Raw genomic sequence first — 25,908 nt, 5'->3', positions numbered from 1 at the left:
CCATGACCTCGCCCATCGCAGGCATCTCCATCGGCATGCCCGGCATCACCGACGTCACCGGGGTCGCCGGGGCGGCCAACGCCGCTGCTCCGCGCTCCGTGTCCGGGGACGGTGGCTTCGCCGCCGTCCTCACCGGCTCGATCGACTCGCTGAACGCCGTGCAGGGCAACGCGGACGCACTCGCGCTGCAGGCCGCGACCGGCGACCTGCAGGACGCCCACGACTACATGATCGCCAGCACTGAGGCCCGGCTCGCCACCGACACCGTGGTGACGCTGAAGAACTCGGCGGTCGCTGCCTTCACCGAGATCATGCGGATGCAGATCTGATGCCCGCCGCGCTCGCCGGACCGATGGACCGGGTCCGCACGCTGCTGGCGACGATCAGCGCCGGCCAGAAGATCGTCATCGGTCTGCTGCTGGCCGGGCTGCTCCTCGGCGGCTTCTTCTTCACCCGGTGGGTCACCGCGCCCACGCTGTCGCCGCTGTTCAGCAACCTGGCCTCCACCGACGCCTCGGCGATCGTGGAGGAGCTCAACGCCCAGGGAGCCGCCTACGAGCTCACCGACGGCGGCCAGACGATCATGGTGGCCAAGGAGAAGGTCTACGACCTGCGCCTGGCGATGAGCGGCCAGGGCCTGCCCGCCGGCGACGAGACCGGCTACTCCCTGCTGGACGAGCAGGGCATCACCACCAGCGAGTTCCAGCAGCAGGTCTCCTACCAGCGTGCGCTGGAGGGCGAGCTCGCCACCACGCTCAAGGCGCTGGACGGTGTCCGGTCGGCCGTGGTGCACGTCGCGCTGCCCAAGGACGACGTCTTCGCCACCGAGGAGGGCAAGCCGACCGCGTCGGTCCTGCTCGACCTCGCTCCCGGCACCAGCCTCTCCGGTGAGCAGGTACAGGCGGTCACCCACCTGGTCTCCTCGAGCATCCAGAAGATGGACCCGGCCGACGTCACGGTCGCCGACTCCACCGGCGCGGTCCTCTCCGCCGCCGGGGAGGGCGCCTCCTCCGCCGCGGGTGACGCGCAGTCGCAGATGGAGCAGGCGTTCGAGGGCCGGCTGGCGGCCAACGCCCAACAGATCCTCGACCGGGTCACCGGCCCGGGCAACTCCGTCGTCTCCGTCCGCGCCGACCTGGACTTCTCCAAGCGCGACACCACGATCGAGAGCTACGACTACAACGCCGACACCCCGGCGCTGTCGGAGAGCACGACCGTCGAGAGCTTCACCGGCACCGGCGCGGCCGTCGGCGGGGTGCTGGGCGCGGAGGACCTCGGGGTCAACGGCAACGGCGAGTCCGCCTACGACAAGGAGACGGCCACCCGCAACAACGCCGTCGACAAGACCGTGGAGACCGTCGCCGGGGCACCCGGTGCCGTCGAGCGGCTGACCGTCTCGGTGGTGATGGACCAGGCCGCGGCCGGTGCGCTGAACCAGGCCCAGGTCCAGGACCTGATCGGCAACGCGGTCGGCCTGGACGTCGCCCGCGGGGACGCCATCACGGTCGCCGCGATGGCCTTCGACCAGACCGCCGCCGACCGCGCTGCCGCCGACCTGGCGGCCGCCGAGGAGGCGGAGAAGACCGCCCAGATGTGGTCGATGATCAAGACCGGCGGCATCGCCCTCGGCATCGCCCTGCTGGTGCTCATCGTGTGGCTGCGCTCGCGGCGCAACCGCGAGGAGTACGAGGAGTACGAGGACGAGGAGACCGAGGAGCGCATCCAGGTCGAGAGCGTCCGGGACCCGGCCCTCGACGACCGGACGGCGCTGCTGGAGGCCCAGCAGCGCGAGCGGGTGCGCGGCGAGATCTCGGAGATGGTCAGCGACCGTCCCGACGAGGTCGCCACGATGCTGCGCGGCTGGTTCGCCGACGCCAAGTGAGCGCACGGTCCGGGGCCTCCCCCGGTGGGGCAGCCGCCCTGCCGGGTGGGGCCCCGGACTGCCGATGCAGGAGGTGGGCGCCGGTGGCGTCCCAGGACAAGAGGACTGCCGTGAGCATCGCGAAGGGAGTTGAGCAGTGAGCATCGCCAGCGTCGAACAGCTCGTCGGGGTGCCGGCGACGGCGCCGTCCGCGCAGCTCGCCAAGCCCCGCAAGGAGCTGCCGGGCCTGCGCAAGGCAGCGGTGTTCCTGGCCCAGCTGACCAAGGAGGAGGCCGGCGCCGTCCTCGCCCAGCTGCGCCCCTCGGAGGTCGAACAGCTGACCAGCGAGCTCATGGCGCTGCAGCGGGTCGACGGCAGGGACGTCGACGAGGTGCTCGGCGAGTTCCACTCGCTCATGCAGGCCCGTCGCTTCGTCGGCACCGGTGGCATCGAGTTCGCCCGCGAGGTGCTCGCCGCCGGGCTGGGCGAGGAGAAGGCCGACGGCATCCTCTCCCGGCTCAACGTCGTCTACACCGAGCTGCCCTTCGCCTCGCTGCGCAACAGCGACGTCCGGCAGCTGGTCACCTTCCTCAAGGACGAGCACCCGCAGGTCGTCGCGCTGGTGCTGGCGCACCTGCCGGCACCGCAGTCGGCCGAGGTGCTGTCGGGGTTCCCGCCGGACCAGCAGGCCGACGTCGCCTACCGGATCGCGATGATGGACCGCACCGCCCCGGAGATGGTCCGGATGGTCGAAGAGGAGCTCGGCCGCCGGATGGGCTCGCTGCTGGCCTACCAGGACATGGCGACCGTCGGTGGCGTCGAGACGCTGGTGGAGATCATCAACCGCTCCTCCCGGCCCACCGAGCGCTCGATCCTGGAGTGGCTGGAGAACAGCGACCCGGAGCTGGCCGAGCGGATCCGCTCGCAGATGTTCGTCTTCGAGGACATCGTCACCATCGACGACCGGTCGCTGCAGCTGGTGCTGCGCGACGTCGAGGCCAACGACCTGGCCACCGCACTCAAGGGCGTCAAGCCCGACGTCCGGGACAAGGTGGTCCGCAACCTCTCCGAGCGCGCCGGGGAGAACCTGCTCGAGGAGATCGAGCTGCTCGGCCCGGTCCGCACCCGGACCGTCGAGGAGGCCCAGGCCAAGATCGTCGCGGTCATCCGCACCCTCGAGGAGCAGGGTGCGCTGACCATCTCGCGGGGCGGTGAGGATGACTTCGTCGCCTGACGGCAGCGGACGCGAGACCCTGCTGCTGCGCGGGGCACCGGCGGCCGGCGCCGTCCCCTACCAGCGTGCACCGCAGGGTGCGCCGGTGTGGGGCCGGCCGTCGGCGGTGCGCCCGGCCGCGCAGGACGCCGTCGCACCGGCCCCGGCCGCGCCGGTCCCCCCGCCGCGGGCACCCCGGGCGCCCTCCGTCGTCCCCCCGGTCGCCGAGCACCCCACGGCGGCGCACAGCGACCAGGCCGCCACCGCCCGGGTCGGGCTCCGGCTGGGCGAGGTCTACGCCGAGCAGCTGGCCCGACTGCGGGAGGAGGCCCGCCGGGAGGGCTGGACCGCCGGCCACGCCGAGGGCCTCGTCGCCGCCGAGCAGGTCGTCCGCGCCGCCGAGCAGGCCGCCGAGGAGCGTCTCCTGGAGGTGCAGGCCCGCTGGGAGCGCCGGCTCGCCTCGGCCACCGCGGCCATGGGCGCCGCCGTCGAGCGGCTGGACGGGACCGCCGCGCCGGTGGTCGACGAGCTGCGGGACAGCATCCTGGACGCCGTCGTCATCCTGGTCGGCGACCTGTTCGGCCGGGAGCTGGCCATGGCGGCGGAGCCCGGCCTGGACGCATTGCGCCGGGCCCTGACCCTGTGCCCCGACGACGTGCCGGTCGTCGTCCGGCTGCACCCCGACGACCTCGCCGAGGTGCCGGCCGAGGCGCTGGCCCAGCTGCCGGCGTCGGTCACCGTCCGCGGCGACGCCGACGTCGAGCGGGCCGGCGCGGTGGCCGAGGCCGGCACCCAGCGGGTCGACGCCCAGCTGAGCGCGGCGCTGGACCGCGTCCGCGAGGTGCTCCGCTCGTGAGGGCCGCCGTCGACGCGCTGGACAGCAGCGACTTGATCGATCGAGCCCGGGCTGCCGCCCGCCCCCAGCTCACCGGCATCGTCACCGGCGCGATGGGCCTCACCCTCTCCGTCGAGGGCGTCTCGGCGGCCGTCGGCGACCTGGTCGAGGTCCGCACCGGCCCCCAGCCGCTGCTGGCCGAGGTGGTCGCCGTCCAGCGGGACCGGCTGACCTGCATGCCGTTGGGCGACCTCTCCGGCGTCCGCTCCGGCGCGCGGGTGCGGGCCACCGGCATGCCCCTGCAGGTGCCGGTCGGCGAGGCGTTGCTCGGCCGGGTGCTCGACGGGCTCGGCCGGCCGATGGACGGCGGCCCCCCGCTGGGCGGCTCGACCCGGTACGTCGACCTCACCAGCCAGACCCCCAACGCGCTCACCCGGGCCCGGGTCAACCGGCAGCTCACCACCGGCGTCCGGGCCCTGGACACCCTCGTCCCGGTCGGCAGGGGCCAGCGGCTGGGCATCTTCGCCGGCTCCGGCGTCGGCAAGTCGACGCTGATGAGCCAGATCACCCGGGGCACCGACGCCGACGTGCGCGTCATCGGGCTGATCGGCGAGCGTGGCCGGGAGGTCCGCGAGTTCCTGGAGGAGGACCTCGGCCCCGAGGGGATGGCGAACACCGTCGTCGTCGTCGCCACCTCCGACGAGCCGCCGCTGGTGCGGCTGAAGGCCGCCTTCGTCGCCACCCGGATCGCCGAGGGGTTCCGCGACCAGGGCCGCGACGTGCTGCTGATGATGGACTCGATCACCCGCACGGCGATGGCCCAGCGCGAGGTGGGCCTCTCCGCCGGCGAACCGCCGGCCACCCGGGGCTACCCGCCCAGCGTCTTCGCGATGATGCCCAAGCTGCTGGAGAAGGCGGGCACCTCCACCACCGGCTCGATCACCGGCCTCTACACCGTGCTGGTGGAGGGCGACGACCACAACGAGCCGATCGCCGACACCGCCCGGTCGATCCTGGACGGCCACGTGGTCCTCACCCGCAAGCTCGCCACCGCCGGGCACTTCCCGGCGATCGACGTGCTGGAGTCGATCTCCCGGGTCGCCACCACCATCGTCCCGTCGCCGCAGATGACCGACGCCCGGGAGGTCCGCCGGATGATGGCCGCGCTGCGCGACGTGCGGGAGCTGATCGAGATCGGCGCCTACCAGACCGGCTCGGACCCGCTCGTGGACCGGGCCCGCCGACTGGTGCCGCAGATCGACGCCTTCCTGCGGCAGACCGTGGACGACCCGACCTCGACGCCCGAGGCGTTCGCCCGACTGCACGCGATCGCCACCACGGCGTGAGCGAGCTGCGGTGAAGCAGCCGGCCTTCCGGCTGGAGCCGGTGCTGAAGCTGCGCCGGACCGAGGAGCGGGCCGCCGCCCTCGCGTCGGCCCAGGCCGCCCGCGAGGCGACCGAGGCCGCCGAGCGCGCCGAGCGGGACGCCGCCGCGCTGACCGAGCGCGCGCTGCCCGGACACCCCACCGGCTCGGCGTTCATCGCCGCGATGGTGGCATCGGCCGCCGCGGCTGCCGATGTGTCTGCTGCACGGTCACTGGCCGTCGCACACGCCGAGCAGGCCGAACTGGTCCGCGCCCGGTGGACCGCCGCGGCCCAGCGCACCAAGGGCCTCGAGCGCCTGCGCGAGCGGCACGTGGCGGCCCTGCAGGCGGCGGCCGACGCCGCCGAGGAACGCGTGGTCGACGACCTGGTCACCCGCCAGCACAGCACCAGCAGAGCCAACGAGGACGAGACGAGCAGGGAGGAGACGACGTGGACGGACTGATCGCGGTGCACAGCCGGATCGGGCAGATCCAGGCGCGCTTCACCCCGCCGGTCACCCAGCAGGCCGCCTGGGCCAGCGCGGCCTCCGCCGCCGGCCTCACCGCCAGCAGCGCGGCGAGCGCGACCGCGGCGCCCCCCGCAGCGACCGGCACCGGCGCCGAGGTCGTCGGGGCGGCGACCAAGTACCTCGGCGTCCCCTACAAGTGGGGCGGCACCGACCCGGCGACCGGCCTGGACTGCTCCGGCTTCACCCAGCGGGTCTACGCCGACCTCGGGATCGCCATCCCGCGCACCTCCGCCCAGCAGGCCACCGCCGGCCGGCCGGTCGCCTCCCTGGCCGAGGCCCTCCCCGGCGACCTCGTGTTCTTCGACAACACGTCCTCCCGGCCCGGCATCGACCACGTCGGGCTCTACATCGGCGGCGGCAAGATGATCGCCGCCCCGCAGGCCGGTGAGGTGGTCAAGGTGCAGGACGTCGGCGACCCGACCCTGATCCGCCGGGTGCTGCCCGAGGGCGCCGGCACCACCCCCACGGCCCCCGCAGCCGGCGGCAGCCTCGCCGGGGTGCCCTACGCCGACCTCTTCACCCAGGCCGGCGCCCGGCACGGGGTCTCCCCCGCACTCCTGGCCGCGGTCGCCAAGACCGAGTCCGGGTTCAACACCTCGGCCAGGTCCTCCGCGGGCGCCACCGGGCTGATGCAGTTCATGCCCGCCACCGCCAAGGGCCTCGGGGTGGACGCCACCGACCCCGCGTCCTCGATCGACGGGGCCGCCCGCTACCTGAGCAGCCTGACGAAGCAGTTCGGCTCCACCGAGCTGGCGCTCGCCGCGTACAACGCCGGCCCGGGCACGGTGCAGCGCCACGGCGGCATCCCGCCCTACCCCGAGACCCAGTCCTACGTCCAGAAGGTCACCAGAGCCGCGGAGGCCTACGCATGAGCAGCCCGACCACCCTGCCGGTGACCTCGGCCCCGGCCCGCTCCGGCGCCGCCGCCCACGGCGCGACCGGCCGGTCCGCCGCCGGCGACCGCGCACCCGCGTTCGCCAGCGCCCTCGACGACGCGCTCGGCAGCGAGCGCGCCCCCTCGCGCGCGTCCCAGCGGGCCGCCGACCGCGCGACCGAACGCGCGGCGGACCGCTCCGCCGTCCGGTCCCCGGACCGCTCCCCCGCCGGCCGGCCCGACCGCCCCGCCGACGCCCCCGCCGACCGGGTCGACCCGCCGACGGCCGACCCCGCGGCGAAGGCCACCGACGGCGGCACCGAGGCCGCTGCGCCCCCGGTACCGCTGCAGCCCGGGCTGTGGGCGCTGCTGGCCGCGGCAGCGCCGCTGACCGCGGAGAGCACCGCGGGCCTCGGGACGACGGCCGCCGCGGCCGGTCTGATCGGCGCCGTCACCGGTGCCGGGCAGTCCGCCGACGGCTCGGCCACCCTGCCGGGCGTGCCCGCGGCTGCGGTGCCGGCGTCGGCCACCGCGCCCGCCACCCCGGTTCCGGCCCCGCCGCCGGCCGCCCCGCTCCTGCCCGCCCCGGCCGTCCCTGCCGCGGCCGTGCCGGCCGCTGTCGACGCGACCGCAGCGCTGGCCGAGGCCGCCGGGCTCACCCTCGTCGTCGACCCGGCCGGTGCCCCGGCGACGCTCCCGGCGACCGGTCCGGTCCCCGCAGGCGCTCCCGGCGCCGACCCGGCGGCCACCACCGACACCGTGGGAACGCCGCTGCTGCTGCCGCCCTCCGGCGACGCCGCGGACACGGCGGGCACCGGGTCGGGGAGCGCAGGGGACGATCCCGCCCCGGCGGCTCCCGGGTCGGCGGCATCGACCGGCGAGGCCGATGGCGTGTTCGGGCTCCCCGGCCCGACCCCGACCGTCGCGCCCGCAGCGGCGACCGGGGCTGCGGTGCCGGCCCCGGCGGAGCCCCCTGTCGCCGCCCAGCTCGGCCGCCAGCTCGCCGTGCTGCACAACGCCCTGGACGGCAGCCAGACGATGACCGTGGTGCTCACGCCGGACGACCTGGGCCCGGTGTCGGTCCAGGTCACGATCACCCGCGGCGTGCTCGACGTGACCCTGCACGGCGCGCACGAGGCCGGCCGGCAGGCGCTGCTGGACGCCCTGCCCGACCTGCGCCGCGAGCTCGACAGCGCCGGGCTGACCGCCGGCCGCGTCGAGGTCGGCGCGGACGGCGGCGACGCCGGCACCGGCGCGCGCACCGCGCAGCAGCTGTTCGACGCCCAGACCGGTCAGCACGGCCGATCCGGCCGGCCGGAGCAGCAGGGCGGCTCCCCCAGCGACGGGCAGACCGCCGACCCCCTCGGCCGCGGCAGTACCGCCCCGGCCGCCGACCAGTCCACGTCAGCCGGCGTGGACGTCCGCGTCTGATCTGGAGACCGTGCGATGACCACCCCGATCACCGGGACCGTCGGTACGCCGACCACCACCGCGACCACCGCGACCGACCGCTCGGACCAGATGGGCAAGGACACCTTCCTCAAGCTGCTGGTCGCGCAGATGCGCTTCCAGGACCCGAGCAACCCGACCAGCAGCAGCGAGTTCATGGCGCAGACCGCGACCTTCACCCAGGTGGAGAAGCTCGAGGAGATCGCGAAGCAGAACGCCGAGCTGCTCACCCTGCAGCGCTCGCTGAGCGCCGGCGCGCTCGTCGGCAAGCACGTGGCCTACACCGCCGACGACGGCACCACCGTCACCGGCGCGGTCTCCTCGGTGATCGTGACCGGCGGGAGCGAGCCCCGGGCGGTGGTCGGCGACAAGACCGTGCCGCTGGGCCGGATCACCGAGATCACCGTCCCCGAGGTCCGCACCCCCGTTGCCCCGGCCGGCACCGCCGGCTGATCCCGGCGTCCCCGCCCTCCCCCACACCGATCACCGATCGCGAGGAGCTCCACCGTGCTTCGTTCCATGTTCTCGGCCATCTCCGGCCTGCGCGCCCACCAGACCAAGCTCGACGTCGCCGGCAACAACATCGCCAACGTCAACACCGTCGGCTTCAAGGCCAGCCAGACCGTCTTCGAGGACACCCTCAGCCAGGTGCTGCGCAACGGCTCCGCGCCCAACGGCGACGTCGCCGGTACCAACCCGGCGCAGGTCGGGCTCGGCGTCAAGGTCGCCGGCATCACCACGAACTTCGGCCAGGGCTCCACCCAGAACACCGGCCGGGCCAGCGACTTCATGATCAGCGGCGACGGCTTCTTCATGACCAAGGTCGGCAACGAGCAGCTCTACACCCGGGCCGGCTCGTTCGACACCGACGGCGTCGGCAACCTGGTCACCCCGGACGGGGCGAAGCTGCAGGGCTGGATGGCCAACGCACTGGGCGTCGTCGACCCCAACGGCCCGATCGAGGACCTCCGCATCCCGACCGGCCAGGTGCTCGCCCCGGTCGCCACCACCGGTTCGGCGATCAGCGGCAACCTCTCCGCCGGGGCCCTGAGCACGGACACGGCCGTCAGCTCGCAGATCCAGATGTACGACGACCTCGGCAACGCCCACGCGGTCAGCGTCACCATGTCCAAGATGGCCGCCCCGGCCAGCAACCGATGGTCGGTGAACCTGGTCGACACCACCACCGGGACGACGTTGACCCCGACGCCGGTGGAACTGCAGTTCGCCGACGGCAGCGCCACCTACCCCGACCCGGCCAACCCCGGGCAGAACCTCCCCGCCGGCACGCTCGCCGCCCCGGCGCCCCCCACCTTCACCATCGCGGCTCCCACCGGGGCCATCGCGGCCTGGACCAAGCCCGTGGTCGTCGACCTGTCCTCGCTCACCCAGTTCGGCGGCAAGAGCGACGCCGCGGCCAAGACCACCGCCCAGAGCGGCTCGGCGATGGGCGTCCTGGAGGGCTACTCGCTGGCCAACGACGGCACGATCGTCGGCATCTACTCCAACGGGCTCCGGCAGAACATCGGGCAGCTGGCACTGGCCACCTTCACCAACCCCGGTGGCCTGGAGAAGGCCGGCAACAGCTCGTTCCGGGCCGGCGACAACTCCGGCAACCCGCTGGTCGGGCAGGCCGGCACCGGCGGCCGGGGCAGCCTGTCGGCCGGGGCGCTGGAGATGTCCAACGTCGACCTGGCCGAGGAGTTCACCGGGCTGATCGTCGCCCAGCGTGGCTTCCAGGCCAACAGCCGCGTGATCAGCACCTCCGACGAGATCCTGCAGGACCTGGTCCAGCTCAAGCGCTGAGCCCCCTCCCCACCGAGGTGGCCATCTCGGTGGGGAGTGAGGCGTTCACCTGCACGGATGGCCCGGTCACCCCGATGGGGGGACCGGGCCGTTCGGCTCAAGCACCGCCCTCACCGCGCCGATGCCACCACTGCGGCGCGACGAGGCCCGTCGTGGCACGTCGCCACCCCGAACCCCTGGAGCAGTCCCGTGATCCGTCTGACGCGCCTCAACGGCGAGCACTTCGTGCTCAACGTCGAGCTGATCCAGCGCGTGGAGGGCCACCCCGACACCGTCGTCACGCTCCGCGACGACACCAAGTACGTCGTCACCGAGACCGTCGACGAGGTGGTCCGCGCGGTCCGCGACTACCGGGCCAGCATCCAGGCGGTCGCCTTCCAGATGGACCGCGGCGAGTACCGGATGCCGACCGCACACACCGTGAAGGGCACCGAGGACTCCTCGGTCGTGCCGTTCCCGAGCCGAGAAGAGCGCTGAGCCATGGACCCCGCCACCCTGATCGGGTTCGTCGTCTCCATCATCGCCCTGGTCGTCTTCATGATCCTGGAGGGCGCCGACCCGACGTCGCTGATCTTCCTCCCGGCGATCGTCCTGGTCGTCGTCGCGACCTTCGGCGCGGCCATGGCCAGCCAGACGATGGACGACCTGAAGAAGATGCCCACCTGGTTCAAGATGGCCGTGCTGCCGGCCAAGGTGCCGCCGGCCACCGAGCAGATCCAGACCCTGGTCAGCCTGGCCGAGAAGGCCCGCAAGGAGGGGCTGCTCGCGCTGGAGGCGCAGGTCAAGGACATCGACGACCCGTTCCTGAAGCGCGGGCTGCAGATGAGCATCGACGGCACCGACCCCGAGGACCTGCGCAGCATCCTGGAGGGCGAGATCTCGGCCAAGAAGACCGAGGACAAGGTCGCCGCCAAGTTCATGAACAACATGGGCGGCTACGCGCCGACCATCGGCATCCTCGGCTGCATCGTCGGCCTCATGAACGTGATGGGCAGCCTCAGCAACCCCGAGGCGCTGGGCCCGATGGTCTCCGCGGCGTTCATCGCCACGCTGTGGGGCGTCATGGCGGCCAACTTCTGGTTCCTGCCGATGGGCGCGAAGATCCTGAGGGTCAGCGCGCTGCAGGCCGCGCAGATGGAGCTGCTCGTCGAGGGCATCGCGGAGATCCAGGCCGGCACCAGCCCGCGGACCGTGCGGGCCAAGCTGAGCTCCCTGGTGCCGCCCAGTGAGCAGCAGCGCGAGGCGGCATGAGCAAGGGCGGCGGGCACGGCGGCCACGGTGGGGGCCGCCGCAAGAAGCACGAGGAGCACGAGGAGCACGAGAACCACGAACGGTGGCTGGTGTCCGGCTTCGACATGATGACGCTGCTGTTCGTGCTCTTCGTGGTGCTCTACGCGATGAGCTCGATCGACGTCGCCAAGTTCACCGCCTTCGCCGCCGGCGCGCGGGAGGGCGGCGGCGCCCCGATCACCATCCTCAACGACGGCGCCGCCATCGACGCACCGACCGAGAACGACAGCCCGCTCCTGCCCGTCCAGGTCGCCCAGGAGGCGGCCATCGACGGCACCGCCCAGACCGAGGCGGAACAGGCGGCGGCGGTGGCCGCCGCCGAGGCGAAGGCCCGGGCCGTCGCCGCCGAGGCGCAGTCGGCCTACGACCAGCTCGCGGCCGCGCGAGCGGCGATCGCCGCGGCGCTGGCTGCCGCCGGCCAGTCCGGGGCCGCCCAGTTCGTCATCGACGAGCGGGGCCTGGTCGTGCGCGTCGTCTCCGACCCGGTGCTCTTCGCGCCGGAGTCCGCGGCCCTCATGCCGCAGGGCGTCACCGTGCTGAACGCCATGGGGCCGGCGATCGACGACCTGCCCAACCTGGTCCGGGTCGAGGGCCACGCCAACTCCCTCCCGGTCACCCGCGGCGGCCCGTGGCCGTCGAACTGGGAGCTGTCCGCCGTCCGGGCCACCACCGTGCTGCGGCACCTGGTGGACGCCAACGGCGTCGGGCAGAACCGGATGTCGGCAGTGGGCTACAGCGACACCCGGCCGCTCGTGCCGGACACCGACCCCAGCTACGTGACCGTGAACCGGCGGGTCGACGTCGTCCTCCAGTCCACCGCCTCCCCGGAGGCCAACGCACTGCTGCCCGGCATCGAGGCAGCCACCCAGGCCACGCAGGCCACCCAGGCCGACGGCACGACCTCCGAGGGGAGCCAGGAATGAGCAAGAAGAAGAAGGAAGAGCCCGAGGACTCCGACGGCACCAAGGGCGGCGGCAAGAAGAAGCTGCTGATCATGGGGCTGGTCGCCGTGCTGGCGCTCGGCGCAGCCGCGTACTTCTTCGTCTTCAGCGGCAGCGGCGAGGCCGAGGCGGAGCCCGCGCCGGAGGCCGGCAGCGTCGTGCTGGCGGTGGAACCGGTGGCCATCAACCTGGCCGGCGGGAGCTACCTGAAGCTCGGCTTCACGCTGCAGTTCTCCCTCGCCTACGACGAGCACGCCGGCGGCGGCGGGCATGGCGGCGGTGCCACCCCGGACGGCTCCAAGGCCCTCGACATCGCCATCTCCCAGTTCTCCGGGGCTGCCCTGTCCGACGTGACGAGCAACCGGGAGGCGATGAAGGCCGCCTTCGAGGCAGCGGTCGTCGAGGCCTACCACGGCGACGTCTACGAGCTCTGGTACACGGAGTACGTCACCCAGTGACGCCGGAGGGCGTCCCACGCGGGACGCTCCTCCCCCATCGCCCCCACCGGGGCACACCTGCACCAGCCGGCGCCGAGCACATCGGCGCCGGCTGGTGTCCGGCGGTCAGGGTCACCGCACTCCCCGCCGATGAGGACATGCGTGAGCCTGTCCGACACCGTGGCCGACGCCCCGAGCGCCGCCCCCCGGCACCCTGAGGGGCAGGGGCGCGCCCGGCGCCGGGAACCGCGCACCTACGACTTCCGTCGTCCGACGAAGCTGTCCCGCGAGCACGTCCGGATCTTGCAGATCACCCAGGAGTCCTTCGCCCGCCAGGCGACGACGACCCTGACGTCCCTGCTCCGCACCGGCGTCCGGGTCGAGCTGATCGGCATCGAGCAGTTCTCCTACGACGACTACATCGCCACCCTGCCGCCGTCGTACTTCACGGCGACGTTCACCCTGGAGCCGCTGGCCGGCAAGGGCGTGATCGCCTGGCCGCTGGACACCGCGATGGCGATGGTCGACCACATGCTCGGCGGGTCCGGCGCCGGCGACCAGCCCAACCGGCCGATGACCGGCATGGAGAGCGCCATCACCGGCCACCTGCTGGCCCGGCTGCTCGACGAGCTCGGCCAGGCCTTCGCCCCGGTCACCGCGCTGACGCCGGCCCTGAACAGCGTCGAGTACAACCCGCAGCTCGCCCAGGCCGCCTCCGGTTCCGAGACGGTCATGGTGGCGACCTACAGCATGCGGATCGGCGCCCGGGAGCCCGAGGTCACGCTCGTGCTGCCGTTCTCCTCCTTCGCCGGCCCGCTGAACAACGCGGCGTCCCCGCAGCTGTCGGACACCGCGAAGCACAAGCGGCAGCGGGCACTCGAGGCGATCACCGAGCGGCTCAACGACGTCCCCGTCGACGTGAGCGTGCGGTTCAACCCGCTGGAGGTGCCCTCCGGTGACTTGCTGAGCCTGGCCGTCGGCGACGTGCTGCTGCTGCGCCACGCGCAGGACAGCCCGCTGCAGGTCACCACGAACGACGTCACGTTCGCCCACGCCCTCCCCAGCAACCACCGGCGCCGCCTGGCGGCCGAGATCGTCCCCGACACCGCGTCCGCCGGAAAGGACCCCGCATGACCACCGCCTTCGGCACCGACCGTTCGTCGGACTCCGACACCATCGCCGCAGCCGTCGCTGCCGCTGCCCAGGCCGCAGCAGCCGCCATGCCCGCCGAGCTCATCCTCCGGGCCGGGGAGACGGTGTCCGACCCCGAGTCGGTCCCGCTCCCCCCGACCCCCGGCGCGGCCGTCACCGCCGCACTGGGCGGCGAGGTCAGCGGCGACATCGTGCTGGTGCTCTCCGAGGAGATCGTCAGCGCGCTGACCAACTCCCCGGTCGGCCCGATGGACGTCGCCACCGCGCTGCGCCCCGCGCTCGAGGCCGCCGCCGGCGCCCTCGGCCGGGTCCGGGTCGCCGCCGAGCGGGTCGAGGACGTCGTCGCGGCGCTGGACGGGCTGCGGGACAAGGGCGTCTTCCTCGCCGTGCCGCTGATCAACGGGACCGAGATCGCCGCCACCCTGGCCCTGCAGGTCACCCTGCCCCGCCCGCGGGAGCGGCGCGGCAGCCTGGACCTGCTGCGCAACGTGGCCATGGAGGTCACCGTCGAGATCGGCCGGACCCGGATGACCGTGTCCGAGCTGCTCTCCCTCCACCCCGGCGAGGTCATCGAGCTCGACCGCGCCGCGGGCGCCCCGGCCGACCTGCTGGTCAACGGCACCCTGATCGCCCGCGGCGAGATCGTCGTCGTCGACGAGGACTTCGGCCTGCGGATCAGCGAGATCGTGACCGAGACCGGCGAGTACGGGGCTCCGCCCGCATGAGCTGGATGATCGTCCGCCTGGTGTTCTCGCTGGCGTTCATCGCCGCGGTCCTGTTCTTCGCCAGCAAGGTCGCGAAGAAGCGCGGGCTCGGCGGCGCCACCGGCGTCATCGAGGTCGTCGCCCGCCAGCGGATGGGCCGGGCCAGCAGCGTCTCGGTGCTGCGGGTCGCCGGCCGGGTGCTGGTGGTGGGCTCGACCGAGGAGCAGGTCACCCTGCTGGCCGAGATGGAGGACGACGAGCTGCAGGCCGCGCTGGCCACCCAGGCCCATCCCGGGGTCACCGGGGCGAACGGCGCGACCACCGAGCTGCCCGCCGCCCGGGTGCCGGTGCCCCGCGCGAGCAGCGGCGCCCTGGCCGGCTCGGTGCTCGACCGCGGCACGTGGACGTCGGTCGTGCACGAGCTGCGCGAGCGCACGGTGCGCCGCTGATGGCCGCCGTCCCCGTCCGGCTGCCGGTGCGCGCGCCGTCGACGGAGCGCAGTGCCCCCGGGCCCTCCCGCCGGCGTGCCGCCTGGCCGCTGCCGTTGCTGCTGCTGCTGCTGCTGCTGCTGGGCACGGTCGTCCTGATGCTCCTGCTGGCCGGCCCGGCCTCGGCCGCCCCCACCGCGCCCACCCCGCCGTCCGAGCCGGTCGCCCCGGTCGTGGACGACGGCGGCCTGGACATCTCCATCGGCGGGGACAGCCCGAGCACCGCGGTGACGCTGATCCTGGCGATCACCGTGCTGTCGATCGCGCCGTCGGCCCTGCTGCTGGTGACCTCGTTCACCAAGATCCTCGTGGTGCTGGCGCTGACCCGCAACGCACTGGGCCTGCCCACCTCACCGCCGAACCAGGTGCTCACCGGCATCGCGCTGTTCCTGACCATCTTCGTGATGGGCCCGGTGTTCAGCGAGATCAACGAGCTCGCCGTCCAGCCCTACCTGGACGGCACCATGAACGCCTCGGCCGCCTACGACACCGGGGTCGAGCCGCTGAAGGACTTCCTGCTGGCCAACACCCGGGACGACGAGCTCAAGCTGATGGTCGGGCTCTCCGGTGAGGAGGCGCCGGCGGACGCGGCGTCGGTGAGCATGCTGACCCTCGTCCCGGCGTTCGTGCTCTCGGAGCTGAAGAGCGCCTTCATCATCGGCCTGGTCGTGTTCATCCCGTTCCTGGTGCTGGACATGCTGGTCAGCGCCGCGCTGATGGCGATGGGCATGATGATGGTGCCGCCGACGATCGTGTCGCTGCCGTTCAAGCTGATGCTCTTCGTGATCGTCGACGGCTGGGCGCTGGTCACCACGGCGCTGGTGGGGTCCTACGGATGAGCGACGCCGACGTCACCGAGATCGCCACCCAGACGATGATCGTGGCGGCGAAGGTGTCCGCCCCGATCCTGCTGACCGCCCTGCTGGTCGGCTTCATGATCTCGCTGTTCCAGGCGGCCACCCAGATCCAGGAACCGACGCTGTCCTTCGTGCCGAAGATGATCGCGGTGGCGATCGCGCTGCTGGTGACCGGCAACTGGGTGCTCTCGGAGCTGGTCTCCTTCACCGATCAGCTGTTCGAGTCGCTGCCGCGGCTGCTCGGCAGGACCTGAGGCCGCAGTGGACCTCGAGGTCCCCTCCGCGACCCTCGCGGCGCTGCTGCTGGCCAGCACGCGGGCTGCCGGGTTCATCGCCCTCGCCCCGCCGTTCAACTCCAACGGCATCCCGCGGGTGGTCAAGGGCGCACTCGCCCTCTGCATCGCCCTGGTCACGTTCCCGCACATCTCCGGCACCATCCCGGAGGTCACCGCCGGCTTCCTCATCGGGACTGCGGTCACCGAGGCGGTCATCGGCGCCGCACTGGGCTTCGTCGTCCAGCTGCTGTTCAGCGCCGTCCAGCTGGCCGGTGACCTGATCGACGTGACCGGCGGGTTCTCCCTGCAGCCGGCCTACGACCCGATGTCGCTGACCACGCAGGGGGTGATCGGCCGGCTGCACTACCTGCTCGCCATCACCCTGCTGTTCACCAGCAACGGCCACCTGCTGCTGGTGCGGGGTTTCGTCACCTCCTACGAAGGGCTGCCGGTGGGCGGCTCGCTGCCCACCGACCAGCTGGGCTCGGTCCTGATCACCGCCTTCTCGATGATGTTCCTGGCCGCGCTGCAGATCGCCGGGCCGCTGGTGGCGGTGCTGCTGCTGGCCGACGTCGCGCTCGCCCTGCTGTCCAAGGCCGCGCCGGCGCTGAACATCTTCGCCTTCGGGTTCCCACTCAAGATCATGATCACCCTGACCCTGCTGGGGCTGACCTTCCCGCTGCTGCCGCCGGCGCTGGACGGGCTCCTGGACTCCGCGCTCGACGCGATGACCTCGCTGCGCAGCGGCTGACCCGGAGGAGGTGACTGATGGCCAAGGACGGTCCCGGCGGTGAGAAGACAGAGAAGCCGACACCGCAGAAGCTGAAGAAGGCCCGCAAGGACGGGCAGATCCCGCGCACCCAGGAACTGGGCACCTGGCTGGGCGCGGCCGCGGCGAGCGTGCTGCTGCCCATGCTCGTGGGCGGTGCCTTCAGCTCCATCCAGGAGCTGTTCGTGCAGGTCGGCGTGATCGCCAAGGACCCCGAGCAGGCCACGATGCAGGCGCTCTTCGGCACCGCGCTGGCCGTCTTCATGACCGCGCTGCTGCCGATGGCGCTGGCGATGATGGTGATCGGCACCATCGCCTCGGCGTCCCAGGGCGGGGTCACGATCGCCACGAAGGCGATGAAGCCGACACTGAAGAAGCTGAACCCGTTCCCGGGGATCAAGCGGATGTTCGGCACCCAGGGCCTCTGGGAGGCGACCAAGGCGATCATCAAGACCGTCGCGCTGGCGACCGTCATCGGCGTGACGTCCGACAACGCCATGCAGCTGGTCTCCGCCTCCGGCGCGCTGCCGCTGTCGGAGGTCGTGCACACCTTCACCGACTCCGCGGTGCTGATGTTCCGCGTCGTGGGCATCACCGGCCTGGTCATCGCGGTCGCGGACTACGTGGTGGTGCGGCACAAGATGATGAAGCAGCTCAAGATGAGCGTCTACGAGATCAAGCAGGAGCACAAACAGGCCGAGGGCGACCCGCAGATGAAGGCCCAGCGCCGCTCCACCCAGCTGTCGATGTCCCGCAACCGGATGATGGCCGAGGTCGCCGACGCCGACGTCCTGCTGGTCAACCCCACCCACGTCGCCGTCGCGCTCAAGTACGACCCGCTGAAGGGCGCCCCCCGGGTGGTGGCCAAGGGCGCCGACGAGATGGCCACCCGGCTGCGCGCCCGGGCCGAGGAGTGCAAGGTGCCGATGGTCCAGGACATCCCGCTGGCCCGGGCACTGCACGCCTCCTGCGACCTGGGCCAGGAGGTGCCGGCCCAGCTGTTCACCGCCGTCGCCCGGGTGCTCGCCTTCGTCATGCACCTGTCCGCGCGCGGCGTGCGTGGCGGGGTGCACCGGCCCGGCTTCGAGGCACCGGTCACCGAGGGCCTCCCGCGCGCCGGCCGGCGCCGCTGACCGAGGCCCCCGCCCTCATCGGGACGCCGCCGCACTGAGGTCCGCGGCGCGGTTGTGACGCACGGTGCGGGCGACCGGCGGCGCGGTACGGAGCCCTCCCCGGACTGCCGAGAAGGGCGGTGGAGGGCGCACCGGCGCACTCCTCCGCTGTCGGAGCGGCACCGCACAGGATCGAGGTCTCGTGGGAAAGCTGACGAAGGCCGCCGTCCCCATCGGGGTCGTCTCCATCGTCCTGATGCTCGTCGTGCCGCTGCCGGCGCCCGTGCTGGACGTGCTGCTGGCGCTGAACATCGTCGGGTCGCTGCTGATCCTGCTGGTGTCGATGAACATCCGGCGCCCGCTGGACTTCGCGATCTTCCCGTCGCTGGTGCTGATCGCGACGCTGATGCGCCTGGCACTCAACGTCTCCTCGACCCGGCTGGTGCTCACCGACGGCTACGCCGGCAAGGTCATCGAGGCCTTCGGGCACTTCGTGATCGGCGGCTCGCTGATCGTCGGCCTGGTGATCTTCGTGATCCTGACGATCATCCAGTTCGTCGTCATCACCAACGGTGCCGGCCGCGTCGCCGAGGTCGGCGCCCGCTTCACCCTCGACGCCATGCCCGGCAAGCAGATGGCCATCGACGCCGACCTGAACGCCGGCCTGATCAACGAGAAGCAGGCCCGCAAGCGACGCAGCGAGGTCACCTCCGAGGCCGACTTCTACGGCTCGATGGACGGCGCCAGCAAGTTCGTCAAGGGCGACGCCATCGCCGCCATCATCGTCACGCTGATCAATCTGATCGGTGGCTTCGCCATCGGCGTGCTACAGCGCGGCATGCCCCCGGGCGAGGCGGTCGCCACCTACTCGCTGCTGTCCGTCGGCGACGGCCTGGTCTCCCAGATCCCGGCCCTGCTGATCTCCACCGCGACCGGCCTGATCGTCACCCGCTCGGCCTCCCAGGGCGACATGGGCTCGGACCTGATCAGCCAGCTCAGCCGCAACAGGCAGCCGATGCGCATCGCCGGCCTCGCCGCCCTGGCCCTCTGCCTGATCCCCGGCCTGCCCAAGCTGCCGTTCCTGCTCATCGGTGGCCTGGTGCTCTTCATCTCCACCCGGCTCACCGACCAGGTCGAGGAGGACGACGAGGAGGACACCCCCGGGGCCGCCGTCGCCGCGGAGCCGCAGCCGGACTCCCCCGAGGCGATCGCCGACCGGATGCGGGTGGACCCCCTGGAACTGGAGGTCGCCTTCGACCTGGTCGAACTGGTGGACACCGCCCGCGGCGGCGACCTCCTCGACCGCGTCAAGGCGCTGCGCCGCAAGGTCGCCATGGAGACCGGCTTGGTCATCCCGCTGGTCCGCACCCGGGACAACCTGGACCTGCCTGCCTCGCAGTACGTCATCTGGCTCAACGGCGTCCCCGCGGCCAAGGGCACGTCCCCGGCCGGCACGGTGCTCGCCATCGGTGACCACCTCGACGGGCTGCCCGGCAAGGCGACCCGCGAGCCGGTCTTCGGGCTGGCCGCCAAGTGGGTGCCCGCCGAGCTGCAGCGGCAGGCCGAGATGGCCGGCGCCACGGTCGTCGACCGCTCCTCGGTCATCACCACCCACCTGGCCGAGGTCGTCCGGCAGAACGCCTCGGCGCTGCTGGGTCGGGAGGACGTCAAGGTGCTGGTCGAGATGATCCGCCGTTCGCACCCGGCCGTCGCCGACGAGCTCACCCCGGCGCTGCTCAGCCTCGGCGAGGTGCAGCGCGTGCTGCAGGCCCTGCTGGACGAGGGCGTGTCGATCCGGGACCTGGTGCGGATCTTCGAGGCCCTCTCCCTGCGGGCCAAGGTCTCCACCGACCTCGACGGCCTCGTCGAGGCGGCCCGGACCGCCCTCGGCGCGGCGATCAGCCACCCGTACGTGACCGAGGAGGAGCGACTGCACGTCATCACCCTCGAGCCGTCGTTCGAGCAGCGTCTCCTGGAGGCCGTGCGTCCCACCGAGGGCGGCCAGGTGCTCGCCCTGGACGGGCACACCGTCGACGTCCTGGTCCGAGGCTGCACCGAGCTCCTCGACGAGGCGGAGCGGATGAACCTCTCCCCCGTGCTCGTCTGCTCGCCGCAGGTCCGAGCCGCCCTGTCCCGCCTGATCCGTCAGGTCCTGCCCCGCCTGTCGGTCATCTCGTACAACGAGGTGTCCCGCACGGCACAGATCGAGTCACTGGGAGTGGTGAGCGGTGCCGTCGCGATCCGTTGAGGCAGCCACGCGCGAGGAGGCCGTCGCGGCCGCGCGTGCAGAGTTCGGGGCCTCGGCCCGGGTGGTCGGGGTCCGCCGCATCCGCTCCGGCGGCATGTTCGGCTTCTTCACCAACGAGCGGTTCATCGCCGAGGTCGAGGTGCCCACGGCCGGCGCGACCGCCGGGCCGAGCACCGGTTCGTCGACCGTGCTGAAGGACCCGGCCGGACCCGCGCGGCCGGCCGCCGCGGCCGGGCCGTCGATGGACGACCGGATGAAGGAGCTCGCCGACCTGCTGGGTGCGGCCGCGCAGGGCGACCCGGACGTGGACCTCTACGGCCGGTCCGGCTCGGTGCGGACCCCCGCCGGCGCCACCGCGGCCGCCGCGCCGGCCGGGCGTACCGCCCCCGGGCGAGCGACCGCCTCCCCGACCGGCTCCGCTGCCGGCGCCCGGTCCACGGCGCGGCCGGCGCGGGCAGCCGCGGCTGCGGCCGCCCCGGTGGCGGCCAAGCCGTTCATCCCCGCCAAGCACACCCTGATGCTCTCGGCGGAGGACCTCGTGCCGACGCCAGCGCCGGCGCCGGTCGCCGACGAGCCGTCGGGGCCCTCCCCCTTCGCCGCGGCGCTGACCCGGATGGTCGCCTCCACTCCCGTGCAGGCGGCAGCCGACGCCGCGGTCGAGGACGCCGCCGTGGCGGCCGCTGCGGAGCTGGCCGCGGCCGAAGCAGCGGCTGCCCAGACGGCTGCGGTCGAGGCCGCCGCCGCAGAGGCCGCCCGGCTGGCCACGGCGCGCATCGAGGCGGCTGCCGCCGAGGCCGCCCGGGTGCAGGCCGAGGCAGTGCGGGCCGAGGCAGCGCGGATCGAGGCAGCGCGGCTCCAGGCGGAGGCCGAGGCAGCCGCCGAGGCTGCCCGCATCCAGGCCGAGACAGAGGCGGCCCGCATCCAGGCCGAGGCAGCCGTCGAAGCAGCTCGCATCCAAGCCGAGGCAGCCGCCGAGGCGGCCCGCATCCAGGCCGAGATCGAGGCAGCCGCCGAGGCAGCTCGCATCCAGGCCGAGGCAGCCGCCGCGGCTGCCCGCATCCAGGCCGAGATCGAGGCAGCCGCCGAGGTCGCCCGCATCGAAGCAGCCCGGATCGAGGCCGCTCGGGTCCAGACCGAGGCCGCCGAGGCCGCACGGATCGAGGCCGCACGGATCGAGGCCGCCCGCCTGGAGACGGCGGCCCCGGCCCTGTCGATGGTCGAGTCCGTCCGGAGCGCGGACGAGGAGCTGGCCGACCTGCTGGAGGAGGTCCTGGCCGCCAACGGCTCCGGCCGCGGCCGGCACCGGTCCCCCGAGGCGGGTGCCGAGCGGTCCGCCGCGACGGCCGACCAGGACGGGGACGCCGCCGTCGCGGCTGCCTCGGCGATCATCGAGTCCGCGGCTGCGCGCGCGTGGCCCGCCCCGGCGCTCGCCGAGGACCGGGTGCGCGACGTCCCGCAGCCGTGGGCCTACCAGACCACCGTCGCCGAGCCCAACGCCTACGACACCGGCGCCTACCGGACCGACGCCCACGCCGGCTACGCCAGTGACGACCGGATCGCCCAGCGGGCGGCGCAGTTCGCAGCCGCCCAGAGCCTCGTCGTGGACGCCGTCGTCGTCGACGAGTCCCCGGCCGAGGAGGTCCGCTTCATGGAGTCACCGTCGATCGACCAGCGCGAGCGGTTCGCCGTCCCGATGGCCCTCTCCCCGGTCATGTCCCCCGCGATGGCCCCCGCGATGGCCCCGGAGATGGCGCGGACCGCGAGCGACCCGGCTCCGTTGCCACTGGACGCCACCGCCGTCCTGCCGCCACTGTCGCTGATGCCGCCGCAGCACTTCGGTGGTTCGCAGCCGCTGCTGGCCTCCCGTCCCGGTGTCCCGCCGGTCCGCCGGTCGCGCCCGCCGGTGCCGGCGAGCACCCGACCCGCGCTGTCCGGCCGTCCGCAGGCGCCGACCCGCCCGACGGCTCTCCCCGTGGCCCCCCGGCCGGCCGCCCCGGCGCTGCCGGCAGCCGACGAGCCCGGCGGCCGCCTGGCGACGGTGACCCGGCTGGTCCCCGCGCCGTCGTCCACGGCGCTCGCCCCGTACCCGATGAGCGGCCCCGAGGAGCTGGTCCTCCGGCTGCTGACCCTCGGCCTGCCCGACTCCCTGCTGGGACCGGACTTCACCAGCGATGCGGCCGCCCGCGGGGTGTACGCCGCGCTGACCCGCACCCTGTCCGAGCGCCTGCCCGCGGCTCCGCCGGCACCGACGGAGCCCGGCGACGTGCTGATGCTCGTCGGCCCCGGGGCCGAGACGTTCGCCGCCGCCCGGTCACTGGCCTCCTCCCTGCGGCTGGAGCCCGAGGCCGTGCTGTGGGCCGCCTCCGGTGCGCTGGCCGGCCTGGCCCCGGAGTCCAGCCGGATCACCTCGCTGGAGACCGCCCTGGCACGCCGCCGGACGAGCGCGACGACCGGCGCGGTCACGGTCGTCGCCGTGGACGCCCCGCTGCGCACGTCCGGTGGGCCGTGGATGGAGCACATGCTCTCCGTCTGGTCGCCGACGGCGGTGTGGGCGGTCATGGACGCCACCCGCAAGCCCGAGGACCTCGTGCCGTGGCTGGACGGCCTGCCCCGCCTGGACGCCGTCGTCGTCGAGGACACCGACTCGACCGCCGACCCGGCCGCCGTGCTGGACCACGTCCACGTGCCCGTGGCCATGGTCGACGGCACCCGGGCCACCGCGCACCGCTGGGCCTCGCTGCTGTGTGAGCGGCTGGAGGAGATGGAGGCGTGATCAGCCCGTTCCGCGGGGACGTCGTGGTGACCGGCTTCGTGCTGGCCATCCCGGTGTTCCTGCTGGGACTGCGCGGCGACTTCTCCGTCGACGACGTCACCACCCGCCTGCTGTGGTGCCTCGGCGCGGCCTGGGTCGCGGTCGGGCTGCTCCGCTGGGCCAGCACCCCGTTCCCGCAGGCCAGGCCCCGAGCCGCTGCGGCCCCCGAGGACGAGCCCGCCGGCACCACCTGACGCCGACCTGCGCCGTTCGCGGTGGCCTTGCCCGCGTTCTGTGCAGATCGCCCGTGCCGCAGCAGGTGCAGTGCATGCGGAACGCGTGCACTGCCGAGCACCGTCCACAGGCGTGGCCGGTTTCCGCAGGGGTGCATCGTCCGGGCCCTCCCGGTCCTGCAGCGCAGGACGGTGTGCTGGTGGAACCCGCCGAACCGCTCCCCCGCCTCGTCCTGCGACCACAGGCGCTCGCCGCCGGCCTCGTCGACGACGAGATCAGGCGGCGGCGCCGACGAGGTCACTGGGCCACGCTGCAGCGCGGCGCCCACCTCGTCGACCCCGGCCCGCTCGCCCAGCAGCCCCGGCACCTGCTCGCCGTCCGCGCCACCCTGGCCGGCCTGCGACAGCCGGCCGTCGTGAGCCACGGATCCGCCGCCGCGCTGCACGGTCTCCCGCTGTGGGGGCTGCCGCTGCGGCAGGTGCACGTCACCCGCCGGCCCCCGGCCCGCAGTGCGGACGAGAACCGGCTGAGGTCGCACGTCGCCCGCCTCGGTGAGGACGACGTCGTGGTGCACGACGGGATCGCGGTCACCAGCGTCGCGCGGACGGTGGTCGACGTGGCCCGCACCGTGCCGTTCGCTGCGGCGCTCGTGGTGGCCGATGCCGCGCTGGCACGGCGGGCGACCAGTGCCGCGGAGCTGACCGCCACGCTCGAGGCCTGTGCCGGTACCCGGGGGACCCGATCCGCGCGCCGGGTCCTGCTCGCTGCCGACGCGCGGTCCGAGAGCGTGGGCGAGAGCCGTTCACGAGCACTGATGATCGACGCCGGCCTGCCCCTCCCCGACCTCCAGCTCGACGTGCGACGACCCGACGGCCGGTTCGTCGGTCGCAGCGACTTCGGCTGGCAACACGAGCGACTGCTCGGTGAGTTCGACGGGCGGGTGAAGTACGGACGACTGCTCCGGCCCGGACAGGACGCCGGGGAGGCCGTGTTCGAGGAGAAGCGACGGGAGGACGCCCTCCGCGATGAGGGTTGGACCGTCGTCCGCTGGGTGTGGGACGACCTGGCCACGCCCGACGCCCTCGTGGCCAGGTGGCTCCGCGCGCTGACCCGCAGCACCCGCGGCACCCGCGGCACCCGCTGAGCCCCGCATTGCACGCATTCTGGTCACAGTGCACGTGCTGCAGCGCGTGTGTTCCAGACGAACGGCGTGCAATGCGAGGCGGGGCCGGCCCCGGCCCGGCCGGCCGGGCCGCGGGTGTCAGAGGGGGAGGTCTTCCAGCATCTCGGTCACCAGCGCCGCGATCGGGGAGCGCTCGGAACGGGTCAGGGTCACGTGGGCGAACAGCGGGTGGCCCTTCAGGCGGTCGATCACCGCAGTCACGCCGTCGTGCCGGCCCACCCGGAGGTTGTCCCGCTGCGCGACGTCGTGGGTGAGGACGACGCGGGAGTTGGTGCCCAGCCGGGAGAGCACGGTGAGCAGCACCCCGCGCTCCAGCGACTGCGCCTCGTCGACGATCACGAACGAGTCGTGCAGCGAGCGGCCGCGGATGTGCGTCAGCGGCAGCACCTCGATGAGCCCGCGGGCCACGATCTCCTCGACGACGTCACCGGAGACCAGGGCGCCCAGGGTGTCGAACACCGCCTGGGCCCAGGGCGCCATCTTCTCGCCCTCGCTGCCCGGCAGGTAGCCGAGCTCCTGCCCTCCGACGGCGTAGAGCGGCCGGAAGATCACGACCTTCTTGTGCGCCCGCCGCTCCATCACCGACTCCAGCCCGGCGCACAGCGCCAGCGCCGACTTGCCGGTGCCGGCCCGGCCGCCCATCGAGACGATCCCGATCTCGGGGTCGAGCAGCAGGTCGAGGGCCACCCGCTGCTCGGCGGAGCGCCCGTGCAGGCCGAAGGCGTCCCGGTCGCCGCGGACCAGCCGCACCTGCTTGTCCGGGGTCACCCGGCCCAGCGCGGAGCCCCGGCTGGAGAGCAGCACCAGCCCGGTGTGCGTGGGCAGCTCCGCGGCGGCCGGCAGGAACACCGTGCCGGTGTCGTACAGCGCCTGGACGTCGGACTCCTCGACCGCGAGCTCGGCCATCCCGGTCCAGCCGGTGTCGACCGCACCGAGGCCGCGGTACTCCTCGGTGTCCAGCCCCACCGCGGCGGCCTTCACCCGCAGCGGCACGTCCTTGGTGACCAGGCAGACGTCCCGGCCCTCGCTGCGCAGGTTCAGCGCGACGACCATGATCCGGCTGTCGTTGCTGTCGTTCCGGAAGCCGGGCGGGAGCACCGACGGATCGCTGTGGTTCAGCTCCACGTGCAGGGAACCGCCCTGCACGCCGACCGGCAGCGGCGCGTCCAGCCGGCCGTGCTGCACCCGCAGGTCGTCGAGCATCCGCAGGGTCTGCCGGGCGAACCAGCCGAGCTCGGGGTGGTCACGCTTGTCCTCGAGCTCACCGATCACGACGAGCGGGACGACGACGTCGTGCTCGTCGAAGCGCAGCAGCGCGCCCGGGTCGGAGAGGAGCACGGAGGTGTCGAGGACGTAGGTGCGGCGAGTGCTCACGAATCGGCTCCCGTGGGACGCCACCCTGGTGTCAAGGCGCGCCCCGGCTCGAAGGTGACCGGGTCCCGGCGCTGGGGCCGGGACACGGCCCCCCTGGTGAACGAACTGCGTCGCACCAACCGGGCCTCCCGTGGAGGGCGAGGTGAGCTCGTCCTCCACGG

At 73.4% G+C, this 25,908-nt stretch carries 26 protein-coding genes; 25 read left to right on the top strand and 1 reads right to left on the bottom strand.

Features of this window, described 5'->3' with window-relative positions:
- Positions 1-2: 2 nt before the first annotated feature.
- The 25 genes from fliE (at position 3) to O2W16_RS16955 (ending at position 24,334) form a co-directional block, all read left to right on the top strand.
- Positions 3-329 (top strand): flagellar hook-basal body complex protein FliE, encoded by a 327-nt coding sequence (gene fliE / locus O2W16_RS17075; protein WP_269160015.1) that lies wholly within the window; start codon positions 3-5, stop codon positions 327-329.
- Positions 329-1,882, top strand: a complete 1,554-nt coding sequence (gene fliF / locus O2W16_RS17070) for a flagellar basal-body MS-ring/collar protein FliF (protein ID WP_269160014.1) — start codon at positions 329-331, stop codon at positions 1,880-1,882. The genes fliE and fliF overlap by 1 nt, the downstream gene beginning before the upstream one ends.
- A 136-nt stretch (positions 1,883-2,018) precedes the next feature.
- Positions 2,019-3,095 (top strand): flagellar motor switch protein FliG, encoded by a 1,077-nt coding sequence (gene fliG, locus O2W16_RS17065; RefSeq protein WP_269160013.1) that lies wholly within the window; start codon positions 2,019-2,021, stop codon positions 3,093-3,095.
- Positions 3,079-3,930: a FliH/SctL family protein gene (locus tag O2W16_RS17060; RefSeq protein ID WP_269160012.1), complete on the top strand. Its 852-nt coding sequence runs from the start codon at positions 3,079-3,081 to the stop codon at positions 3,928-3,930. The genes fliG and O2W16_RS17060 overlap by 17 nt, the downstream gene beginning before the upstream one ends.
- Positions 3,927-5,255, top strand: coding sequence for a FliI/YscN family ATPase (locus O2W16_RS17055; RefSeq protein WP_269160011.1), 1,329 nt, complete (start codon positions 3,927-3,929; stop codon positions 5,253-5,255). The genes O2W16_RS17060 and O2W16_RS17055 overlap by 4 nt, the downstream gene beginning before the upstream one ends.
- A gap of 10 nt (positions 5,256-5,265) precedes the next feature.
- Entirely contained in the window at positions 5,266-5,736 is a 471-nt protein-coding gene (locus O2W16_RS17050; RefSeq protein WP_269160010.1) for a flagellar export protein FliJ, read from the top strand.
- Positions 5,724-6,674 (top strand): transglycosylase SLT domain-containing protein, encoded by a 951-nt coding sequence (locus O2W16_RS17045; RefSeq protein WP_269160009.1) that lies wholly within the window; start codon positions 5,724-5,726, stop codon positions 6,672-6,674. The genes O2W16_RS17050 and O2W16_RS17045 overlap by 13 nt, the downstream gene beginning before the upstream one ends.
- Positions 6,671-8,107, top strand: a complete 1,437-nt coding sequence (locus tag O2W16_RS17040) for a flagellar hook-length control protein FliK (RefSeq protein ID WP_269160008.1) — start codon at positions 6,671-6,673, stop codon at positions 8,105-8,107. The genes O2W16_RS17045 and O2W16_RS17040 overlap by 4 nt, the downstream gene beginning before the upstream one ends.
- A 15-nt stretch (positions 8,108-8,122) precedes the next feature.
- Positions 8,123-8,578 carry a flagellar hook capping FlgD N-terminal domain-containing protein gene (locus O2W16_RS17035; protein WP_269160007.1) on the top strand — a complete coding sequence of 152 codons (456 nt, stop codon included), beginning with the start codon at positions 8,123-8,125 and terminating at the stop codon, positions 8,576-8,578.
- A 54-nt stretch (positions 8,579-8,632) separates the two neighbouring features.
- Positions 8,633-9,931 carry a flagellar hook protein FlgE gene (locus O2W16_RS17030; RefSeq protein WP_269160006.1) on the top strand — a complete coding sequence of 433 codons (1,299 nt, stop codon included), beginning with the start codon at positions 8,633-8,635 and terminating at the stop codon, positions 9,929-9,931.
- 189 nt (positions 9,932-10,120) lie between these two features.
- The gene (locus tag O2W16_RS17025; protein ID WP_269160005.1) at positions 10,121-10,408 is read left to right on the top strand and encodes a flagellar FlbD family protein; all 288 of its coding nucleotides are present in this window, start codon (positions 10,121-10,123) and stop codon (positions 10,406-10,408) included.
- Positions 10,409-10,411: 3 nt separating this feature from the next.
- Complete coding sequence (locus O2W16_RS17020; protein WP_269160004.1) at positions 10,412-11,182, top strand: motility protein A; 771 nt, start codon at positions 10,412-10,414, stop codon at positions 11,180-11,182.
- Positions 11,179-12,144, top strand: coding sequence for an OmpA/MotB family protein (locus tag O2W16_RS17015; RefSeq protein ID WP_269160003.1), 966 nt, complete (start codon positions 11,179-11,181; stop codon positions 12,142-12,144). Before O2W16_RS17020 ends, O2W16_RS17015 begins: the two co-directional genes overlap by 4 nt.
- A complete protein-coding gene (locus tag O2W16_RS17010; RefSeq protein WP_269160002.1) occupies positions 12,141-12,620 on the top strand; it encodes a flagellar basal body-associated FliL family protein in 480 nt (159 codons plus the stop codon). The genes O2W16_RS17015 and O2W16_RS17010 overlap by 4 nt, the downstream gene beginning before the upstream one ends.
- A 141-nt stretch (positions 12,621-12,761) precedes the next feature.
- Positions 12,762-13,733, top strand: a complete 972-nt coding sequence (locus tag O2W16_RS17005; RefSeq protein ID WP_269160001.1) for a flagellar motor switch protein FliM — start codon at positions 12,762-12,764, stop codon at positions 13,731-13,733.
- Entirely contained in the window at positions 13,730-14,476 is a 747-nt protein-coding gene (gene fliN, locus O2W16_RS17000) for a flagellar motor switch protein FliN (RefSeq protein ID WP_269160000.1), read from the top strand. Before O2W16_RS17005 ends, fliN begins: the two co-directional genes overlap by 4 nt.
- Positions 14,473-14,904, top strand: a complete 432-nt coding sequence (locus tag O2W16_RS16995; RefSeq protein WP_269159999.1) for a FliO/MopB family protein — start codon at positions 14,473-14,475, stop codon at positions 14,902-14,904. The genes fliN and O2W16_RS16995 overlap by 4 nt, the downstream gene beginning before the upstream one ends.
- A complete protein-coding gene (gene fliP / locus O2W16_RS16990; protein WP_269159998.1) occupies positions 14,904-15,782 on the top strand; it encodes a flagellar type III secretion system pore protein FliP in 879 nt (292 codons plus the stop codon). Before O2W16_RS16995 ends, fliP begins: the two co-directional genes overlap by 1 nt.
- Positions 15,779-16,054 carry a flagellar biosynthesis protein FliQ gene (gene fliQ, locus O2W16_RS16985; protein ID WP_036336255.1) on the top strand — a complete coding sequence of 92 codons (276 nt, stop codon included), beginning with the start codon at positions 15,779-15,781 and terminating at the stop codon, positions 16,052-16,054. Before fliP ends, fliQ begins: the two co-directional genes overlap by 4 nt.
- Positions 16,055-16,061: 7 nt before the next feature.
- On the top strand, positions 16,062-16,826 hold the full coding sequence (gene fliR / locus O2W16_RS16980) for a flagellar biosynthetic protein FliR (RefSeq protein WP_269159997.1): 765 nt from the start codon (positions 16,062-16,064) through the stop codon (positions 16,824-16,826).
- A 17-nt stretch (positions 16,827-16,843) separates the two neighbouring features.
- Entirely contained in the window at positions 16,844-17,977 is a 1,134-nt protein-coding gene (locus O2W16_RS16975; protein ID WP_269159996.1) for an EscU/YscU/HrcU family type III secretion system export apparatus switch protein, read from the top strand.
- A 181-nt stretch (positions 17,978-18,158) separates the two neighbouring features.
- A complete protein-coding gene (gene flhA / locus O2W16_RS16970) occupies positions 18,159-20,204 on the top strand; it encodes a flagellar biosynthesis protein FlhA (RefSeq protein ID WP_269159995.1) in 2,046 nt (681 codons plus the stop codon).
- On the top strand, positions 20,185-22,977 hold the full coding sequence (locus O2W16_RS16965; protein WP_269159994.1) for a hypothetical protein: 2,793 nt from the start codon (positions 20,185-20,187) through the stop codon (positions 22,975-22,977). The genes flhA and O2W16_RS16965 overlap by 20 nt, the downstream gene beginning before the upstream one ends.
- On the top strand, positions 22,974-23,210 hold the full coding sequence (locus tag O2W16_RS16960) for a hypothetical protein (RefSeq protein ID WP_269159993.1): 237 nt from the start codon (positions 22,974-22,976) through the stop codon (positions 23,208-23,210). The genes O2W16_RS16965 and O2W16_RS16960 overlap by 4 nt, the downstream gene beginning before the upstream one ends.
- 179 nt (positions 23,211-23,389) lie before the next feature.
- Positions 23,390-24,334 (top strand): hypothetical protein, encoded by a 945-nt coding sequence (locus tag O2W16_RS16955; protein ID WP_269159992.1) that lies wholly within the window; start codon positions 23,390-23,392, stop codon positions 24,332-24,334.
- A gap of 117 nt (positions 24,335-24,451) precedes the next feature.
- Here O2W16_RS16955 and O2W16_RS16950 read toward each other — a convergent pair whose 3' ends face one another.
- Entirely contained in the window at positions 24,452-25,747 is a 1,296-nt protein-coding gene (locus O2W16_RS16950) for a PhoH family protein (RefSeq protein WP_269159991.1), read from the bottom strand.
- Positions 25,748-25,908: the final 161 nt, after the last annotated feature.

Origin of the sequence: Modestobacter sp. VKM Ac-2984 (genome assembly GCF_026967985.1) — a bacterium.
Lineage (GTDB): Bacteria > Actinomycetota > Actinomycetes > Mycobacteriales > Geodermatophilaceae > Modestobacter.
Note: the sequence above shows the minus strand (reverse complement) of the source record. Positions and strands in the feature narration are given on the sequence as shown.